Below are 18,571 nucleotides of genomic sequence, written 5' to 3' on the forward strand. Positions count from 1 at the left end.
GACCTCATCTCGGGCGGCCTATTCTTCCACGCGACGCATGGTCATCGCGTATCGGAACCTCGACGACAGGTGGGTGTTGATCGTCACCTGGGCCACCTCACCGTCGGAGGTCGTGTAGGTGCGCCGCATCTGTAGCGCGGCCGTGCCCGCTTCGACTCCGAGGCCGTCGGCCAGCTCCGGGGACAGCAGGACGGCGGCGATCTCTTGGTGCAACTGGGCGACGCTCACGCCGAACAGGTCCTCGATCAACGGGAATATCGGGCCGGCGTGGCGTTGCAGCAGCCTGCCCACCGCCGCGAAACTCCGGTTGATGTAGTACTCCGTGCGACACAACGGGACCGGCGCGTCGTCGGCCTGCCGGTAGCCGCGCACCGACAGCCACTGGCTGCCCACCTCGAGGCCGGTCCGGGCGGCGAGGTCGTCGTCGATCGTCACCATCGCGTTGGACTCGATGGTCAGCTGCGCGCCGGCCGCGAACGCCAGCAGGTCGTCGATCGACATCGCGTCCTGGGCATAGGAACTCGACGCAGGCCGGGGAACCACCCGGGTGCCCGCGCGCGGCCGGGAGGCCACCAGGTTGTCCTCGCGCAACCGGCGCAGCGCCTCGCGGATGGTGTAGCGGCTCACCGCAAAGCGCTCGCACAGTTGGTGTTCGGTGGGCAACTGCGAACCCACCGGGTAAACGCCGTCGACGATCTCCTTACGCAGCGTGCGCGCGATCTGGAGGTAGCGGTGGTCGCCAGCAATCGCCTGGGGCATCACGGTCCGTCCGGTGTCGGGCGCAACGCCAGCACGCTACCGTCGCCATCGGCCGACAGGTAGAGCGTCCCGTCGGCCGCGGCGGCGATGCCGGCGAAGGGGCCCTGCGGTCCGGAGAACGGCGGCATGCCGCGCAGCGGCTTGGGTGTCACACCCGGCGGGGGGCCGACCGGCAGCCCGGCGGCGATCGTCCGCCGCGCGTTGGTGCCCAGCTCGACCGCGATCAACTCCTTGGCTCCGGCGTCGACGACGTAGAGGACACCGCCCCGCACCAGAATGCCCTGCGGGCGTTGCAGATCGGCGACAACGGTGTCGGTCCCCGAACCGCTCACCCTGATCACCCGGCCGGCCCCGGCCTCGGCCACCAGACACGCCCCGTCCGCGTCGATCGCCACACCCACCGGCTCACGCAGCCCGGCCGCCAGCGCCTGGACGCCATCCGATCGCAGCGACAGCACCCGCCCGGTGCCCAGCTCCGCGAGCACCACACCGCTCGCGCTCAGCGCGACACCGTAGAGCTGGTCGAAACCGTCTGCCAGCACCTCGGTTTCGCTCGCTTCCGGCCGGTAACGGGCGACCTGGCCGCCGGATGTGGTGACGAGGAATTCCCCTGGTCCGCTCGCCGCGACGCCGCGCAGGAACCCGGGATAGCCCGGGCTGAACAACATGCCCGCGGTGTGCAGGGATCCATCGGGCAGGGCGACATAGAAGTACGTGCCGTCGGCGATGTAGAGCCGCCCGTCGTGGCCAACGGCCAGGTCCATCGGCCAGTTGAGGCCACCCGCCAGCACGGATCGCGCTGTGCCATCGGGCGATATCTCGGTGATCTCGCCGGTGAAGTTGGACACGAACAGTCGGTCGCCGACGAACGTGCAGTTGTCCAGGCCCGGAGTCAGTTGGGCGAGCAGGCGTTGTTCGCCGCTGCGGGGATCGATGCGCAGCACCTGCCCGCTGGCCACCTGCGTCGAGACGATGTAGCCCTGCGCGTCGAACTTGACCGAGTCGGGCACACCGAGATTGCCCGCCACGCACTGCGGTTCGCCGCCGTTGGGGTCGATGCGCCAGATCTCGTTGGCGCCCATCACCGGGAAATACAACAGGCCGTCCGGGCCGACCTCCATCGCGTTCGGCGAGGGCACGTTCTCCAGGAGCACCCGCGGCGGACCGCCCGCCAGGTCGAATTCCAGCAGCCGCCCACCCTCGCGGCATTCACCGATGAACAACCGGCCCTGGTGAAAGGTGATGCCGTTGGCCGACGGCACGTCGTCGCGCAGCACCCGCGTCCGGCCGCTGGTGTCGCGCACGCTCACCCGGCCGTCCATCACCTCGGTCGCGTACAGGTTGCCGTCGGCGTCGAACGCGACGTCGTCGGGCGCCACGATGTCGCCGCCCTTGGGGCTGGCGGTCACCAGTTCGCCGGTGCGGTGATCCAGGGCGCTGATCTGGCTGCCGGTCACCTGGGCGATGTAGATGCGACCGTCCGGGCCGGTGCGCAGACCGTTGGCGCCGAACAGCCGGCTGGGCGCGGTGACCCGTTCCAACTCCCAGCCCTCGGCGACGTCGATGGGGTGCGACAGCGCGTACCGCGAGGGCAGCGTTGAGATGGCCCTTGAGGTGGACATGCTCGCCGAGGTCCTTCCGTCAGCCGTTTGGGCTGGACGCTATCAACTCCGCCTAGTCCAGACAATAGCCGCCGACGGCTGCCGAACCGACCTTGACAGCGAAGTCCACCGATCGGAATAGTGTTCTCCAACGGGCAGAATGCGATATTTTGTCCGGACAAAATGGGATTGATCCCGCTGCGGACGCGTGACGCGATGGCGGCAGGGGAAAGCAGGTCATGGCCGATCACGAGGAACTTCTAGGGCTCGACGACCGCGTCGTGGTGGTTTCCGGCGCCGGCGGGGGCGGCATCGGCACGACCGTCACCGCCATGACCGCGCGGGCCGGGGCCACCGTGATCGCGGTGAGCCGGTCGAAGGAAAACCTCGACGAACACGTCGCCCCGCTGGCGCAGCAGGGGCTGCCGGTGGTGCCCGTCGCGGCCGACGCGTCGACCGACGAGGGCATCGCCGCGGTGCTCGACCACGCGCGCCGCGCCGACGGCGACTTGTACGGGCTGGTAAACGTCGCCGGCGGCGCGGAGCCGTCGACGTGGATGCCGTCCACCCGGGTGTCGCGCGGCGACTGGCGCAAGATCTTCGCCGACAACCTCGAAACGGCATTCTTCATGAGCCAGGCCGTCGCAGCTGAACTCGTCGCGCAGCAACGGCCGGGGTCGATCGTGTCGATCTCCTCGATCAGCGGCATGAACACCGCTCCGTTCCACATCGCCTACGGGACGGCCAAGGCCGCGATCACGGCGATGACGCGCACGATGGCCGTCGAGTTGGCGCAGGCGGGAATTCGGGTCAACGCCGTGGCGCCCGGCGTCACCGAGACCGCGGCCTCGCGCACCTACGTCGACGAGGACCCCGAGCGGGACCGGCAGGCGATCGCGATGGGCCGTCGCGGGCGGCCCGAGGAGCAGGCCGGCGCCATCCTCTTTCTGCTCTCGGAACTGTCGAGCTACGTCACCGGCCAGACGCTGCTGGTCGACGGCGGCCTGGACCTCAAGTGGACCCACCTCGGCGCCGACAACACCTCGCTGTTCCTCAAAGACGAATCCTTCCGTGCGGCGATTAGGAGGATGTGATGACCGACGTGGCGAAGGGCGCGAATCCCGAAGCAGCCGAGGAACTCTCGACGCCGATGACGATCGGGGCCGAGGCGTACATCTCCGAGGACTATGCCCGCGCCGAGCGCGACAAGCTGTGGCGCAAGGTCTGGCAGCAGGTCGGCCGCGTCGAGGAGTTGCCCGAGGTGGGTAGTTACCTGACCTACGACATTCTCGACGACTCGATCATCGTGGTGCGCACCGGCGAGCACGAATTTCACGCCCACCACAACGTGTGCATGCACCGCGGCCGCCGGCTGATCGACACCCCCGAGGGCGCCAAGAACGCCTGCGCGCGAACCCGAAAGTCGTTTGTCTGCGGCTTTCACGGCTGGACCTACGGCCTGGACGGCGCCTGCACCCACATCCGCGAGCAGCAGGACTGGCAGGACGCGCTCACGCCCGACAACACCCACCTGCGACCGGTCCGCGTCGACACCTGGGGCGGCTGGTTGTGGATCAACATGGACCCGGACTGCGAGCCGCTGGCCGACTTCTTGTTCCCCGCCGCGAAGATCCTCGACCCGTTCGGCCTGGAGAACATGCGCTACAAATGGCGCAAGTGGCTGTCCTTCGACTGCAACTGGAAGGTCGCGCTGGAGGCCTTCAACGAGACCTACCACGTCTACACCACGCATCCGGAATTCAATAAGTTCGGCGACTTCAAGGGCTGGGCGAAAGCCCAAGGCAAGCACAGCAACATCGGCTACGACGCGCCCGAGGACATGGAGGCCACCAAGTCCAAGATCCGCCTCGGCATCGGCGCCGATCCTCGTGTGTCGACCGCGGAGATGCAGGTGTACACGATGGAGGAGACCAACGCCACCACCACCCAGACGCTGGTGAACGCGGCCAAGCGGCTGGTGGACGAGTTGCCCGAGGGGACACCGGCCGACAAGGTGCTCGAGCACTGGCTGGCGTCGGCGCGCCGCGATGACGAGGCCCGCGGGGTGATCTGGCCGACAATCCCCGCCGACATCCTCGGGCAGGCCGGCACCGCCTGGCAGATCTTCCCGAACTTCCAGATCGGCCAGGGCCTGACCAGCGCCCTGTGCTACGGCGCGCGGCCCCACCCCAGCTACAACCCGGACAAGTGCCTCTTCGAGGTGTCCGTCTTCGAGCTTTACCCGAAAAGCCAAGAGCCGCAGACGGAGTGGGAGTACACGCCGGTCGGCGACCCCGGCTGGCGCTCGGTACTGCCGCAGGACTTCTCCAACATGGCCGCCGTGCAGCAGGGGATGAAGTCCCTGGGCTTCCCGGGCACCAAGCCCAATCCGTACCGCGAACGCAGCACGGTCAACCTGCACTACCAATTGTCGAGATATATGGGCGCCGGTGAGCCCCAGGAACTGTCAGGTAAGGAGCACCCCGGGGCATGACGATGTACCAAGACGGATGCGGCCCCACGCAGACGCCCGACGACTTCGACATCGCCGCGCTGCGCGAGAAATATGCTCACGAACGCGAAAAGCGGCTGCGCAAAGAGGGTTCCAAGCAGTACATCGAGTTGGAGGACGACTTCGCCGGCTACTACGAAGTCGACCCGTACACGCCCGCGGCACCGCGCGAGCCGATCTGCGAGGACATCGACGTTGCGGTCCTGGGCGGCGGCTTCGGTGGCCTGCTGTCGGCGGCCTACCTGAAGAAGGCCGGTGTTGACGACGTCCGCGTCATCGAGCTCGGCGGCGACTTCGGCGGCGTCTGGTACTGGAACCGGTACCCCGGCATCCAATGCGACAACGAATCCTACTGCTACATACCGCTTCTCGAAGAGCTCGACTTCATGCCGTCGAAGAAATTCGCCGACGGCGCCGAGATCTTCCAGCACTGCCGCAACATCGGCAAGCACTTCGGCCTCTACGATTCGGCGATCTTCTCCACCCAGGTGCACGACCTGAGGTGGGACGAAAACATCAAGCGGTGGCGGATCAGCACCAACCGCGACGACGATATCCGCGCCCGGTTCGTCGTCCTGGCGTCCGGCCCGTTCCACCGCCCGAAACTCCCGGGCATCCCCGACATCAAAGCCTTTGGCGGACACAGCTTTCACTCGTCGCGGTGGGATTACGACTACACGGGCGGGGACGTCAGCGGCAATCTGGCCAAGCTGGCCGACAAGCGCGTCGCGGTGGTCGGCACCGGCGCCACGGGCATCCAGATCGTGCCCTTCCTCGCCCGCGACGCCAAGCATCTCTACGTCTTCCAGCGGACGCCGTCGACCGTCGACGCGCGCAACAACACCGCGACCGATCCCGAATGGGTGAAGACGCTGCGACCCGGCTGGCAACGGGAGCGGCAGCGCAACTTCCACTCGTGGACCTTCGAGGGCATGGCGCTGGGCCAGCCGGATCTGGTGTGCGACTTCTGGACCGAGCTCGGGCGCAACACCGCCGCCCGGGTGCTCGCCCTCGACGATCCCGCGTCGCTGACCCCCGAGCAGTTCATGGCGATCCGGGAGGAAGAGGACTACAAGATCATGGAGCGGCTGCGGCGCCGCATCGACGGCCTGATCGACGACGGCGCGACCGCCGAAGCCCTCAAGCCGTACTACCGGTTCCTGTGTAAGCGCCCGTGTTCCAACGACGACTACCTGGCCAGCTTCAACCGGCCGAATGTGACGCTGGTCGACGTGTCCTCCAGCAAGGGCGTCGAATGTGCGACCGAAAAGGGTTTGGTCGCAAATGGTGTCGAGTACGAAGTCGACTGCATCATCTACGCCAGCGGCTTCGAAATCACCACCGAGATCAGCCGCCGCTACTCGATCGAAACGATCGAGGGACGCGACGGGCTGTCGCTGTTCGATTACTGGGGCGACGGCTACAAGACGCTGCACGGGATGACCAGCCGTGGCTTCCCCAACCAGTTCTATACCGGGTTCACCCAGGTCGGCATCTCCGCCAACATCGCCGCCAACTACGAGCTGCAGGGCGAGCACATCGCCTACATCATCGCCGAGGCGCTGAAACGGGGTGCGACCACCGTGGAGCCCAGCCAGGCGGCGCAAGAGGAGTGGTGCGCGACCATTCGCGAAACCGCGGTCGACAACTCGGCATTCGACGCCCAATGCACGCCCGGCTACTACAACAACGAAGGCGGTGGCGGGGGAGAGGGAATCCGGTCACATCTGGGCGAGCCCTACGGTCCCGGATTCTACGCCTTCGAAGACCTGCTGCGGGTGTGGCGCGACAAGGGCGACCTGGACGGGTTGGTGCTCGGCACTTGAGCGAAACCCTGGGCCCGCAACTGCGATTCGACGACCGCGTCGCCGTGGTGACCGGAGCCGGTCGCGGGCTGGGCCGCGCCTACGCACACCTGCTCGCCTCGCGCGGGGCGAAGGTGGTCGTCAACGACGCCGGCGGCAACCTCGACGGCGACGGGGCCGACGACGGGCCCGCCCAGCAGGTGGTCGCCGAGATCACCGCGGCCGGGGGAGAGGCCGTCGCATGCAGCGCGTCGGTGGCCACCCGCGACGGCGGTCAGGAAATCATCCAGACGGCGGTCGACGACTTCGGTCGCATCGACATCCTGATTCACAACGCCGGCAACGTCCGCCGCGGCTCGCTCAAGGAGATGAGCTACGAGGACTTCGACGCCGTGCTCGACGTGCACCTGCGCGGCGCCTTCCACGTGGTGCGGCCGGCCTTTCCGCTGATGTGCGAGGCGGGCTACGGCCGCGTCGTGCTGACGTCGTCGATCGGCGGCCTGTACGGAAACCACCACGTGGCCAACTACGCGGCCGCCAAGGCGGGCGTGATCGGCTTGTCCAACGTCGTCGCGCTCGAGGGCGCCGCCGAGGGTGTGCGGTGCAACGCGATCGTGCCGGCCGCGGTCACGCGGATGGCCGACGGCATCGACACCTCGGCCTACCCGCCGATGGGCGCTGACCTCGTCGCGCCGGTCGTGGGCTGGCTCGCACACGAATCCTGTTCGGTGACCGGCGAATTGTTCATCGCGCTGGCGGGCCGCGTGGCGCGGGCCGTCATCGTGGAGAGCCCGGGCGTCTTCCGCCCGTCGTGGACCATCGAGGAGGTCGGCAGCCACCTGGATGCGATCCGGTACGTCGAGGCGCCACTCATCTTTCCGGTCGTCCCGAACGGCCACAATGAGCACATCCGCTACAGCTTCGAACTCGCTCACCGCTCAACCGATCAAGGAGCGCTCAATGGCTAGCCCGACGGGCCCGATGGCCGGTGTGCGCGTGATCGACCTGACCGCGATGGTGATGGGTCCGTACTGCACGCAGATCATGGCCGACATGGGCGCCGACGTGATCAAAGTCGAACCACCGCAAGGGGATAACACCCGCTACATCTCGGTGGGACCGGCGCCCGGCATGAGCGGGGTGTTCGTCAACGTCAACCGCGGCAAGCGCAGCATCGTGCTGGACCTGCAGACCGACGCCGGAACGCGCGCGCTGCGCGCCCTCATCGAAACCGCCGACGTGTTCATCCACTCGATGCGCGCCAAGGCGATCGCCAGGCTCGGCTTCGGCTACGACGACGTCGCCGCGATCAATCCCGCTGTCGTCTACACCAATTGCTACGGATACGGGCGGCGCGGGCCCGACCACGACCGTCCGGCCTACGACGACACGATCCAGGCCGAATGCGGCCTGCCGGCGGTGCAACAGCAACTCACCGGCGAGGCCGATTACGTCGGGACCATCATGGCCGACAAGATAGCCGGGCTGACGGCCCTGTACGCGACGACGATGGCGTTGTTCCACCGCGAGCGCACCGGACAGGGGCAGGAAGTCGAGGTCGCCATGTTCGAGACCATGGCCTCGTTCATGCTCGTCGAACACGCCAACGGCGCCCTGTTCGACCCCCCGCTGGGGCCGGCGGTGTATCCGCGCACCGTGGCGCCCAACCGCAGGCCGTACCGCACCAGCGACGGCTACATCGCCGCGCTGATCTACAACGACAAGCACTGGAACGCCTTCATGAAAGCCGTTCAGCCACCGTGGGCCAGCGAGCTGTATTCGACGCTCGAACAGCGCGCCCGCGAGATCGACACCATCTACGGGCTGGTCGCCGAAACCATGAAAGAGCGGACCACCGCCGAGTGGCTGCGGCTGCTGCGTGAACTCGAGATACCGGCCGCGCCGCTGAACACGCCCGGCGCGCTCTTCGACGATCCGCACCTCAACGCCGTCGGCATGTTCGAGACGGTGGACACCCCACACGGGCCGGTGCGATTCCCGGGCGTCCCCACCTGGTTCTCGCAGACACCGGGACGCGTCGCGGGACCGGCGCCCGAGCTCGGCGCCGATACCGCGGGGGTTCTCGACGAGCTGGGCCTGGCCGTCGACGCCAACCCTGGATAACGCTTGCTCAACGAAACAGATTGTCAGTGAAGGAGTTTCCCACGATGGCTGTGCCCGTCTACAAACGCATCCTCGACCTGTTCGAGGCCGAGGGCGTCAATACCCTGTTCGGCATTCCTGACCCGAACTTCGTGCACATGTTCGCCGAGGCGGACGCGCGCGGCTGGTCGGTGGTCGCGCCGCACCACGAACTGAGCGCGGGATTCATGGCCGAGGCCGCGTCGCGCATGACGGGCAAGCCCGGCCTGTGCATCGGCACGCTCGGCCCGGGCATGGCCAACATGGCCGGAGCGATCCAGTGCGCGCTGGTGGAGAACTCGCCGGTGATCTTCCTCGGCGGCCAGCGAGCCCGCATCACCGAGCGCCGGGTCCGGCGTGGACGCATCCAATTCGTCCGCCAGGAACCCCTTTTCGCGTCGTCCGTCAAATACAGCGCATCCATCGAGTACGCCGACCAGACCGACGAGATCGTCCACGAGGCGATCCGTCGCGCCATGTCCGGCACCCCGGGCCCGGCCTACATCGAGTACCCGTCGCACGTCATCCTGGAGGAGCTCGACGTCGACGCCGCGCCGCCACCGTCCAGCTATCGGCTGGTCAATCAGGGCGCGGGCACCCGCGAGGTGGCCGAGGCCGTCAAGCTGATCCGCGAGGCCAAGAGCCCGGTGCTGCTGGTCGGCCACGGCGTGCACACCTCCCGCACCCAACAGCAGGTCAAGGAGCTGGCCGAGCTGATGGCCTGCCCGGTGATCCAGACCTCCGGCGGCACCTCGTTCATCCCGGGACTGCAGGACCGGACGTTCCCCTACTTGTTCTCCCCGGCCGCCAACGAGGCCGTGGAGGAATCCGACCTGTGCCTCGCGCTGGGTACCGAACTCGGTGAGCCGATGCACTACGGCCGGACCCAGCATTGGGCCGGCAACAATGCGAACCGCAAGTGGGTGCTGGTCGAGCAGGACCCGACCGCCATCGGTGTCAACCGCCCCGTCGACGTGGCACTGGTCGGCGATCTGCGCGGCGTGGTGCCGCAGCTGGTCTCCGCGCTCAAGGATTCCCCACGCAAATCCGCGGCCGCGCTACAGGTCCTGATCGAAAAGGACACGAAAGAGCTTGCCGATATGGCGGAATCGGCGCCGTCTGGATGTTCGCCGATCCATCCGGCGCGCTACGTCGTCGAGGCCACAAAGGCGTTCAACGAACTCGAGGACGGCATTCTCGTGCGCGACGGCGGCGCGACCGTGATCTTCCAGTGGACCTACTCGCAGGCCAAACCGCGTGACGTGATCTGGAACCAGAACTTCGGCCACCTCGGCACCGGCTTGCCGTACGCGGTCGGGGCGTCGGTCGCCGAGGGTGGAAAGCGCCCGGTGATGCTGCTGACCAGCGATTCGGCGTTCCTCTTCCACATCGCCGAGTTGGAAACCGCTGCGCGGCAAAACCTTCCGCTGGTGTGCGTGGTGGGCGTCGATCACCAGTGGGGCCTGGAAGTGGGCGTATACAAGCGCACGTTCTCCCAGCCGTCGCCGCAGCCAGGTGTGCACTGGAGCAAGGACGTCCGGATGGACAAGGTTGCCGAGGGCTTCGGTTGCCACGGCGAGTATGTCGAGAAGGAAGAGGAGATCGGCCCGGCAATCGCTCGTGCCTACGCCAGTGGCAAAGTCGGTGTAGTGCACGTGTGCATCGATCCGAAGGCCAACTCCGAGGAGATGCCCAAGTACGACCGATTCCGGACCTGGTATGCCGAAGGCACTCAGTAAGGCCCCCCAGCAAGAAAGAGGATCGATGTCATGCGCGAATACCTGAAGTTCTACATCGACGGACAGTGGGTCGACCCCGTGCGCCCCAACGCCTTCGACGTCGAAAACCCGGCAACCGAGCAGGTTTCCGGGAAGATCTCGCTGGGGTCGGCGGCCGACGTCGACGTGGCGGTCAACGCCGCCCGGCGAGCCTTTACCGGCTGGTCGCAGAGCACCCGCGAGCAGCGCCTGGACCTGTTGCAGGCCATCCTCGCGGAATACCAGAAGCGCGCGGACGATCTCGCCGAGGCGGTCACCGAGGAGATCGGCGCGCCGCCCTCGCTGGCCGCGGGGCCGCAGGTCTTTCTCGGGATCGGTCACCTCACCACCGCGATCGACGCCCTGAAGAACTTCGCATTCGAGGAACGCAAAGGGGCGACGTTGATCGCCAAGGAGCCGATCGGCGTCTGCGGTCTGATCACGCCCTGGAACTGGCCGATCAACCAGGTCGCGGTCAAGGTCTACCCGGCGCTGGCCACCGGCTGCACCGTCATCCTGAAACCCTCTGAGGTGGCGCCGTATTCGCCCTACATCTTCGCCGAGATCCTGGATGCCGCGGGCGTGCCGGCCGGGGTGTTCAACCTGATCAACGGCGACGGCGCGGGCGTCGGTGTGGCCCTGGCGAGCCATCCTGACATCGACATGGTGTCGTTCACCGGATCCACCCGCGCCGGCGTGGAGGTGGCCGCCAATGCCGCCGCGACCGTGAAACGAGTGACCCAGGAACTCGGCGGCAAGAGCCCCAACATCGTCCTCGACGACAGTGGCTTCGCCGCGGGCGTCAGCGCCGGCGTGGCCAACATGATGCCCAATTCCGGGCAGAGCTGTAACGCGCCGTCGCGCATGCTGGTCCCGAATTCCCGGATGGACGAGGCCATTGCCATCGCGCGGGAGACCGCCGAGAAAGTCGCGGTGGGAACCGACGACGCGACGGCCATCGGACCGGTGGCGTCCCGGACGCAGTTCGAGAAGGTGCAGCGCCTGATCCAGCAGGGCATCGACGAGGGCGCGACCGTGGTCGCGGGAGGCGCCGGCCGGCCGGCCGGACTGGACAAGGGGTACTACGTCAAGCCGACCGTCTTCGCGCACGTCACCAACGACATGACGATCGCGCGGGAGGAGATCTTCGGGCCGGTGCTGTGCATCCTCGGCTACGACGACCTCGACCACGCCGTCGAGATCGCCAACGACACCCAGTACGGCCTCGCCGGCTTCGTTTCGGGGGCCGACCTCGACACGGCACGCGACGTCGCCCGCAAGATCCGCGCGGGATGGGTGACCATCAATCACGCATTCGACATGAACGCGCCGTTCGGCGGGTACAAGCGCAGCGGCAACGGTCGCGAATGGAGCGAATTCGGCTTCCACGAGTACCTGGAAGTCAAGAGCACCCTGGGCTACGCGCCTGACAAGGCCTGACGCGGCGGGGCCGAAATCCGAACGCGGCGCGGCGAAAAACGGTCGCGTGTCCTCCACCTGATCCCGCGCGCCCGCCTCTAGGCTGGCTTGCTGAACTCAACAGGAGGGGCAGCGACGTATCGGCATCAACCATGGCGCCGGGCGAGATGGTAGTTACGGCGCGCTGACAGCAAGCACCGAGCCGGGCGGGTCTCACCCCGCACAGGCTCGTCGTACTCGGCCCCGGTGGGTCGCCCCCATGCGCCGCGTGGGCCGGCTGGCGATCTGGGACCGGCCGGAGCGGGCCAGCGGGATTCCGGCACTCGACGGGCTGCGCGCGATCGCGGTCGCGCTGGTGCTCATCGAGCACGGCGGCATCTCCGGCGTCAGCGGCGGATTCATCGGCGTCGACGTCTTTTTCGTCCTCAGCGGATTCCTGATCACCTCGCTGCTGCTGGACGAGCTGGGCCGCACCGGCCGTATCGAGCTGACCGGCTTCTGGATTCGGCGCGCGCGGCGACTGCTGCCCGCGCTGGTGCTGATGGTGCTCACCGTGGCCGCGGCCCGCCAGCTGCTGCCCGACCGGTCGCTGACCGGATTGCGCGACGACGCCATCGCGGCCTTCGTGTGGCTGGCGAACTGGCGGTTCGTCGCCCAGAAGACCGACTACTTCACCCAGGGTGCGCCGCCCTCGCCGCTACAGCACACTTGGTCACTCGGGGTGGAGGAGCAGTACTACTTCGTCTGGCCGGTGCTGCTCATCGCGGTCACCCTGCTGCTCGCCGCCCGCGCCAGGCGCCGCTCGACCCGCGCCACCGTCGGCGGTGTGCGGTTCGCCACGTTCCTGATCGCCACCGTGGGCGCACTGGCCTCGGCTGCGCTCGCCATCGTCATGACGTCGGATGGGACCCGCGACCGGATCTACTTCGGCACCGACACCCGCGCGCAGGCGTTGCTGGTCGGCGCCGCGTCGGCCGCCCTCCTGGTTCGGGACTGGCCGTCGATGAACCGCGGTTGGTGCATGATCCGTACCCGGTGGGGGCGCCGGGTCGCCCGCGTTCTGCCACTGCTCGGGTTGGCCGGGCTGGCGGCGGCGACGCACTACGCCACCGGCGCCAGCGGCGAATTCCGGCACGGCCTGCTGATCGGGGTCGCGATCGCGGCGGTGATCGTGATCGCACCCGTCGCGCTGGAGCAGCGCGGCCTCGTCGCCCGCGCGCTCGCGTTGCGCCCGCTGGTGTGGCTGGGAACCATCTCCTACGGCGTCTACTTGTGGCATTGGCCAATCTTCTTGGCGCTCAACGGCGAACGCACCGGGTGGTCCGGGCTGCCGTTGTTCGCCGCTCGGTGCGGTGCCACGCTGGCGGCGGCCGGGGCATCGTATTGGCTGCTCGAACAACCGGTCCGGCGCTGGCGACCGGCGCGGGTGGCGCTGCTGCCGCTGGCGGCAGCGACCGTGGCCAGCGCGGCGGCGGTGACGTTGTTCATGGTTCCGGTGGGCACCGGGCCCGGTCTACGCGAGGTCGGACTACCGCCCGACGTCTCGGCGGTCGCGGCCGTCTCGCCGTCGCTGCCCGGGGGTAGCCGGCCGGCGCCCCGAGATGTCAACCGGCCGTTCACCGTTTCGGTGTTCGGTGATTCGATCGGGTGGACCTGGATGCACTACCTGCCTCCGACGCCAGGGTTCACGTTCCTCGACCACACCGTCATCGGATGCAGCCTGGTGCGTGGCACGCCGTACCGCTACATCGGTCAGACTCTCGAGCAACGATCCGAATGCGACGGCTGGCCGATTCGCTGGTCGAAGCAAGTCAGCCAGGATCAGCCGGACGTCGCGTTGCTGGTCATCGGCCGCTGGGAAACGGTGGACCGGGTCAACGAGGGCCAGTGGACCCACATCGGCGACCCGACCTTCGACGCGTACCTCAACGGTGAGCTCGAACGGGCGCTGACCATCGTGGGTGCCACCGGTGTCCACGTGGTGGTCGCGACCGTCCCCTACAGCCGGGGCGGTGAAAAGCCGGACGGCCGGCTGTATCCGGAGGACCAGCCGGACCGGGTCAACCTGTGGAACACCATGTTGCGCAAGACCGTCAGCCACCACCCGAACGTCGCGATCCTCGACCTGAACAAGAAGCTGTGCCCCGACGGCGTTTACACCGCCAAGGTCGACGGCATCAAGGTGCGCAGCGACGGCGTGCACCTCACCCCCGAAGGGGTGAAGTGGCTGACGCCGTGGCTCGAGGAATCGCTGAGGTAGTTCTAATCGCTTGTGCGGCAGCTGATCTCCATGCTGTCGCTGTCGCGAACCTGGAAGTTGAAGCTCACGTAGCCGTTCTCGGGGTTGCGCACCCGGTCCAGATAGGGCGCCATGTCGGCCGAGCTGGCGTTGTCGGCGATGACCAGCACACCGGGTGACAGGCGGGGTTCCAGCAGCTCGAGCACGGGCAGGTACAGGTCCTTCCAGCCGTCGAGCAAGACGAAATCGACCGGCCCCGCGACGTCCGCCAGCGTGGACAGCGCGTCGCCTTCGAGGATGGTGATGACGTCGTCCAGGCCGGTCTCGGCGAACGTCTGCTTGGCCGCGGCGATCTTGGTTCCGCTGAGTTCGGTAGTCACCACACGGCCGGTGCCGTTGTCGCGCACCGCGGCGGCCAGGTGCACGGCGGAAATCCCGAAAGACATCCCGAATTCGACGATGGTAGCCGGGCGGGTGGCGCGCACCAGTGAATACAGCAGCCGGCCGGCTTCCGGTGTCACCGGGATGTAGAACTCGCTCATCGCCTCGGCCCGCTCCTGTGCGGTCATCGGCCGATCGAACGTGCCGCGCCGCTCGCGCAACAGCGACATCTGGTTTTTCGACTCGGCGTACATGCGGTCGAGCGTCGAAGCGACCCGGGCATCCTGCAACGTTGTGGTCATGGCATCGAGCCTAGGCGCGCAGGCTGGGCGGGCGCTGGGAGAGCGGCGCAGGGCGTCAGGGATCCGTTAAGCGTTTGACGAGGCCGCGACCACGGTGTCACTATGGACCCCGCAAGCACCTCGGTAGGTGAGGCGTCTGCATGGATACAGGCCACTGACCCCGAACGTCGAGAGACGCCCCGGGTCAGGACAGCTCTTCCCGGACCCAAGGGTTGAGCCCAAGTGGCTTCTGGACTAGGAGCGATCGCAAGCGCGGCGAAGCCGGGCGCAGCGGGTCGCGACCATCGGCTATGTCCGGATACGCCGTGCAGTGCCGAAGCTCCGACGAGAGGGGTGCGACCCGCGGCATGTGTCGCGGGTCATTCCTGCCTCTTTCGTTCAGGTGAATGTGGTGACACCCGCGTGTGTCTTGGCCGTGAGGAGGTGAGGGCGAGATGAGTCCCGGCGATAGTCCCTATCCGAAATCCGTCTTGTCCCGATCCGGTTCCGGCATTTCGTTCACCGCCTGACCTCGCCTGGTGCTGCGCGGCTGACACGCCGTGCCGACGCCGATCGGGCCTCCGTCAGGAGAAGAACATCATGGCTTTTGTTATCACGCACCGTTTTTCCACTGCTTCCCGGATGCGCGGACGCTCGATGCTGCGCGCAGGCCGGTTGTTGGCCAACAGGTTTCACCTGCACGTGGGTCTGACCCCGCAGGAGCGGGCCAACCTGTACGTGTCGAGGATGCCGATCGCGATGGTCACCGCATCGCTGGGTGGCCACGCCTCGGGTTCCGACAGCAACCACCGTTGAACCATTGCCTCGGCGACGGGCGTCACAGCGGCGCCCGTCGCTGCAGGCGCGTTGAGTGCCGCAACCACGACTGCCTCACCGCGAGGTGAGAACCATTCGAGATAGCGAGGATTCGATGACTTCGATCGACACCGGCGGCGACCGCCGCGACTCGGGGTTCGCCGCTGTCGCGCCGGCCGACGCACGCCGCGAGGCGCAAAGCCCGGCGGTGCTGGATTCCGCGCACGTCGGCGACATCGTCGGTGCTTTCGGGCGTATCCGGCGCGACGGGGACGGCGGCTACGGGGCATTCAGCGGACGTTGGCGCCGCCTGCGCACACTGGCCGTCATCACCGGTCCTGGGCTGATCGTCATGGTGGGCGACAACGACGCCGGTGGCGTCGCGACCTACGCGCAGGCCGGCCAGAACTACGGCATGGGCCTGTTGTGGACGCTGGCGCTGCTGATTCCGGTGCTGTACGTGAACCAGGAGATGGTGCTGCGGCTGGGTGCGGTGGCCCGGGTTGGGCACGCTCGCTTGATATTCGAGCGGTTCGGCAAGTTCTGGGGCGCCTTCAGCGTCGGTGATCTGCTGGTCCTGAACGCCTTGACGATCGTGACCGAATTCATCGGCGTCTCACTGGCTCTCGGCTTCCTGGGTTGCCCAAGGATCGTCGCCGTCCCCGCCGCCGCTGTGCTGCTGTTCGCGGTGGTGGCCGGCGGATCGTTCCGCCGCTGGGAGCGGCTGATGTTCCTGCTGATCGCGGTGAACGTGCTGATCTTCCCGATGGTGTGGCTGGTGCATCCGACCCCGAAAGCGACGGTGGCCGGCCTGATCCCGCAGTTCCCGGGCGGGCTCAACTCGACGGTGCTGCTGCTGGTGGTCGCGATCGTTGGCACCACGGTCGCGCCGTGGCAGCTGTTCTTCCAGCAGTCCAACGTGGTGGACAAGCGCATCACCGCCCGCTGGATCCCCTACGGCCGAGCGGATTTGGCCATCGGAATCGTCGTGGTCATGGTCGGCGCGACGGCGTTGATGGCCGTTGCGGCGTTCGGATTGACCGGCACCGCCGATGCGGGTCACTTCACCGATGCGGGCGCGGTCGCCTCGGGCTTGTCGAAGCATCTGGGCGGCGCGCTGGGCGTGTTGTTCGCGATCATCCTGTTGGACGCGTCGCTGATCGGCGCCAACGCCGTCGGCCTGGCGACCACCTATGCGGTCGGTGATGCCATAGGCAAGCGGCACTCGTTGCATTGGAAGATCAGCGAGGCCCCGCTGTTCTACGGTGGTTACGCGATACTGCTCGGGGCTTCCGCGGCGGTCTCCTTCAGCCCCGACCACATCCTGGGCCTGGTGACGCAGGGCGTCCAGGCGCTCGCCGGCGTCCTGCTTCCCTCGGCCACTGTCTTTCTGGTGCTGCTGTGCAACGACCGGGCGGTGCTGGGCCCGTGGGTGAACACGGTGCGGCAGAACATCATTGCCTGGACCATCGTGTGGTGTCTGGTACTGCTGTCGCTGGCGTTGACTGCCGCGACCTTCTTCCCGCACCTGTCCACCGCCACGCTCGAGGAGGGCCTTGCCGGCGGAGCGGTGCTGGGCCTCGTCGGCGGTGCGGTGATGATCATCGCCGGCCGGCGGCACCGCAACCTGACCGACGCCGAAGCCATCGTGCGCACGCTCGGCGGCGGCCTGGACCCGGAGGAGGTCGACGAACTCGACGAGGCCTCGTCGCTGACGCGTGCCGAGCGGCGGGCCGTTCGTCGCCAGGACCGGGCCGGCTGGCAGACCCCCAACCTCGCGCTGCTCGATCGGCCGACGATGTCACCGATGCGCCGGGCGGGGCTGTTCACCCTGCGCGGCTACCTGGTGGTGGCCGTCGCCTTCGTCATCATCAAGATCGTGCAGGCCGGTGTGGTCGGGCCGGCCGCCTCATTGTGAGTTAGTGGGCAGCAGAACGATTTTCCCGTGGGTGTGCCGCTGCTCCAGCTCGGCATACGCGTCGGCCACCCGGTCCAGCGGGTAGGTCGCGGCGATGTCCAACTCGATGGCGCCGGAGACGATCAGGTCGGCCATCTCGGCGAGCACCTCGGGCGTCGAGGCCTCCATGCTGCCCTCGGTCTTGGCGCCCACTTCGCCCGCCTTCTGGAACGAGATGATGGTGTCGATCCGCTCGGGCGCCACGCCGAGATCGACGGCGAGCTGGACATAGTCCGGGCCGAACAGGTCGATGAATGCGTCGATGCCATCCGGCGCCGCCTCGCGCAGCCGCTCGGCCAGCCCGTCACCGTAGGCGATCGGTATGACGCCATGCGCGCGCAACCAGTCGGCGTTGCCGGGCCCGGCGATGCCGAGCACCCGCGCCTCGCGCAGCACCAAGAGCTGGACGACCAGACTGCCCACCCCGCCCGCGGCGGCCGACACCGCGATCGTCTCACCCGGTTGAGGCGCAACCGCACGGACGGCCGCATAGGCGGTCACCCCGACCACGTACAGCGAACCCGCTGCCTCCCAACTGAGTTGGGCCGGTTTGCGGATCAACTGGTTCACCGGGACCGCGGTGTGCGTGGCGTGGCTGGACCGGCGCATGCTGAATCCCAGTACTTCGTCGCCGACGGAAAACTCGGTGACCCCGGGTCCCACGGCGGTGACGACGCCGGCCAGATCGCTGCCCTGTCCGGAAGGGAAGGTGGCCGGGAACATCTCGTGCATCGCCCCGACCCGGATGCCGGCCTCGCCGGGGTTTATCCCCGCGGCTCGAACCTCGACGACGACCTCGCCGAGCCCGGGGGAGGGCATCTCGATGTCGGCGACGTACAACACCTCGCGTCCTCCGTAGCGGTCGAACCGTACTGCGCGCGCCGCTGCAGCCGTCATGCCGA

Annotated in this window: 14 protein-coding genes and 1 riboswitch; of the genes, 10 read left to right on the forward strand and 4 right to left on the reverse strand. The window is 67.7% G+C overall.

Annotated features, from left to right (window positions below; translation table 11 throughout):
- Positions 1 to 18 precede the first annotated feature (18 nt).
- Complete coding sequence (locus A5760_RS20300) at positions 19 to 759, reverse strand: GntR family transcriptional regulator (RefSeq protein ID WP_064884079.1); 741 nt, start codon at positions 757 to 759, stop codon at positions 19 to 21.
- Positions 759 to 2,381 carry an SMP-30/gluconolactonase/LRE family protein gene (locus A5760_RS20305; protein ID WP_064884081.1) on the reverse strand — a complete coding sequence of 541 codons (1,623 nt, stop codon included), beginning with the start codon at positions 2,379 to 2,381 and terminating at the stop codon, positions 759 to 761. The genes A5760_RS20300 and A5760_RS20305 overlap by 1 nt, the downstream gene beginning before the upstream one ends.
- A gap of 218 nt (positions 2,382 to 2,599) precedes the next feature.
- On the opposite strand from A5760_RS20305, the gene A5760_RS20310 reads away from it, so the two are divergent.
- The 8 genes from A5760_RS20310 to A5760_RS20345 all read left to right on the forward strand — a co-directional run bounded on the left by A5760_RS20310 (position 2,600) and on the right by A5760_RS20345 (position 14,255).
- Positions 2,600 to 3,454 (forward strand): SDR family NAD(P)-dependent oxidoreductase, encoded by an 855-nt coding sequence (locus A5760_RS20310; RefSeq protein WP_064884082.1) that lies wholly within the window; start codon positions 2,600 to 2,602, stop codon positions 3,452 to 3,454.
- On the forward strand, positions 3,454 to 4,854 hold the full coding sequence (locus A5760_RS20315; protein WP_064884084.1) for an aromatic ring-hydroxylating oxygenase subunit alpha: 1,401 nt from the start codon (positions 3,454 to 3,456) through the stop codon (positions 4,852 to 4,854). Before A5760_RS20310 ends, A5760_RS20315 begins: the two co-directional genes overlap by 1 nt.
- Complete coding sequence (locus A5760_RS20320; protein WP_064884086.1) at positions 4,851 to 6,698, forward strand: flavin-containing monooxygenase; 1,848 nt, start codon at positions 4,851 to 4,853, stop codon at positions 6,696 to 6,698. The genes A5760_RS20315 and A5760_RS20320 overlap by 4 nt, the downstream gene beginning before the upstream one ends.
- Positions 6,695 to 7,645, forward strand: coding sequence for an SDR family NAD(P)-dependent oxidoreductase (locus A5760_RS20325; RefSeq protein ID WP_064884088.1), 951 nt, complete (start codon positions 6,695 to 6,697; stop codon positions 7,643 to 7,645). The genes A5760_RS20320 and A5760_RS20325 overlap by 4 nt, the downstream gene beginning before the upstream one ends.
- Before the next feature lie 13 nt (positions 7,646 to 7,658).
- Positions 7,659 to 8,801: a CaiB/BaiF CoA transferase family protein gene (locus A5760_RS20330; RefSeq protein WP_064884090.1), complete on the forward strand. Its 1,143-nt coding sequence runs from the start codon at positions 7,659 to 7,661 to the stop codon at positions 8,799 to 8,801.
- A gap of 44 nt (positions 8,802 to 8,845) precedes the next feature.
- Positions 8,846 to 10,558, forward strand: a complete 1,713-nt coding sequence (locus A5760_RS20335; RefSeq protein WP_064884271.1) for a thiamine pyrophosphate-binding protein — start codon at positions 8,846 to 8,848, stop codon at positions 10,556 to 10,558.
- 30 nt (positions 10,559 to 10,588) lie between these two features.
- A complete protein-coding gene (locus A5760_RS20340; protein WP_064884091.1) occupies positions 10,589 to 12,016 on the forward strand; it encodes an aldehyde dehydrogenase family protein in 1,428 nt (475 codons plus the stop codon).
- A gap of 238 nt (positions 12,017 to 12,254) precedes the next feature.
- A complete protein-coding gene (locus A5760_RS20345) occupies positions 12,255 to 14,255 on the forward strand; it encodes an acyltransferase family protein (protein ID WP_064884093.1) in 2,001 nt (666 codons plus the stop codon).
- A 2-nt stretch (positions 14,256 to 14,257) separates the two neighbouring features.
- Here A5760_RS20345 and A5760_RS20350 read toward each other — a convergent pair whose 3' ends face one another.
- The gene (locus A5760_RS20350) at positions 14,258 to 14,917 is read right to left on the reverse strand and encodes an O-methyltransferase (RefSeq protein WP_064884095.1); all 660 of its coding nucleotides are present in this window, start codon (positions 14,915 to 14,917) and stop codon (positions 14,258 to 14,260) included.
- Positions 14,918 to 15,029: 112 nt separating this feature from the next.
- Positions 15,030 to 15,257: riboswitch (M-box (ykoK) riboswitch) on the forward strand.
- Positions 15,258 to 15,496: 239 nt separating this feature from the next.
- Here A5760_RS20350 and A5760_RS26755 point away from each other — a divergent pair.
- Both A5760_RS26755 and A5760_RS20355 read left to right on the forward strand, forming a co-directional pair.
- Positions 15,497 to 15,712: a hypothetical protein gene (locus A5760_RS26755; RefSeq protein WP_155764396.1), complete on the forward strand. Its 216-nt coding sequence runs from the start codon at positions 15,497 to 15,499 to the stop codon at positions 15,710 to 15,712.
- A gap of 115 nt (positions 15,713 to 15,827) precedes the next feature.
- On the forward strand, positions 15,828 to 17,630 hold the full coding sequence (locus A5760_RS20355; RefSeq protein WP_064884097.1) for an NRAMP family divalent metal transporter: 1,803 nt from the start codon (positions 15,828 to 15,830) through the stop codon (positions 17,628 to 17,630).
- Here the strand turns inward: A5760_RS20355 and A5760_RS20360 are convergent.
- Positions 17,622 to 18,566 carry an NADP-dependent oxidoreductase gene (locus A5760_RS20360; RefSeq protein WP_064884272.1) on the reverse strand — a complete coding sequence of 315 codons (945 nt, stop codon included), beginning with the start codon at positions 18,564 to 18,566 and terminating at the stop codon, positions 17,622 to 17,624. The two genes, A5760_RS20355 and A5760_RS20360, sit on opposite strands and share 9 nt — an antisense overlap.
- Positions 18,567 to 18,571: the final 5 nt, after the last annotated feature.

Source organism: Mycobacterium colombiense, from assembly GCF_001665835.1.
Classification (GTDB): Bacteria; Actinomycetota; Actinomycetes; order Mycobacteriales; family Mycobacteriaceae; genus Mycobacterium; species Mycobacterium colombiense_A.

Excerpts from the sequence above, each read along its gene's own strand:
- A5760_RS20355 (WP_064884097.1), top strand. The coding sequence starts at position 15,828 with ATGACTTCGATCGACACCGGCGGCGACCGCCGCGACTCGGGGTTCGCC.
- A5760_RS20320 (WP_064884086.1), top strand. The coding sequence starts at position 4,851 with ATGACGATGTACCAAGACGGATGCGGCCCCACGCAGACGCCCGACGAC.
- A5760_RS20345 (WP_064884093.1), top strand. The coding sequence starts at position 12,255 with ATGCGCCGCGTGGGCCGGCTGGCGATCTGGGACCGGCCGGAGCGGGCC.
- A5760_RS20330 (WP_064884090.1), top strand. The coding sequence starts at position 7,659 with ATGGCCGGTGTGCGCGTGATCGACCTGACCGCGATGGTGATGGGTCCG.
- A5760_RS20350 (WP_064884095.1), bottom strand. The coding sequence starts at position 14,917 with ATGACCACAACGTTGCAGGATGCCCGGGTCGCTTCGACGCTCGACCGC.
- A5760_RS20360 (WP_064884272.1), bottom strand. The coding sequence starts at position 18,566 with ATGACGGCTGCAGCGGCGCGCGCAGTACGGTTCGACCGCTACGGAGGA.
- A5760_RS20335 (WP_064884271.1), top strand. The coding sequence starts at position 8,846 with ATGGCTGTGCCCGTCTACAAACGCATCCTCGACCTGTTCGAGGCCGAG.
- A5760_RS20300 (WP_064884079.1), bottom strand. The coding sequence starts at position 759 with ATGCCCCAGGCGATTGCTGGCGACCACCGCTACCTCCAGATCGCGCGC.
- A5760_RS20340 (WP_064884091.1), top strand. The coding sequence starts at position 10,589 with ATGCGCGAATACCTGAAGTTCTACATCGACGGACAGTGGGTCGACCCC.
- A5760_RS20315 (WP_064884084.1), top strand. The coding sequence starts at position 3,454 with ATGACCGACGTGGCGAAGGGCGCGAATCCCGAAGCAGCCGAGGAACTC.
- A5760_RS26755 (WP_155764396.1), top strand. The coding sequence starts at position 15,497 with ATGGCTTTTGTTATCACGCACCGTTTTTCCACTGCTTCCCGGATGCGC.
- A5760_RS20310 (WP_064884082.1), top strand. The coding sequence starts at position 2,600 with ATGGCCGATCACGAGGAACTTCTAGGGCTCGACGACCGCGTCGTGGTG.
- A5760_RS20305 (WP_064884081.1), bottom strand. The coding sequence starts at position 2,381 with ATGTCCACCTCAAGGGCCATCTCAACGCTGCCCTCGCGGTACGCGCTG.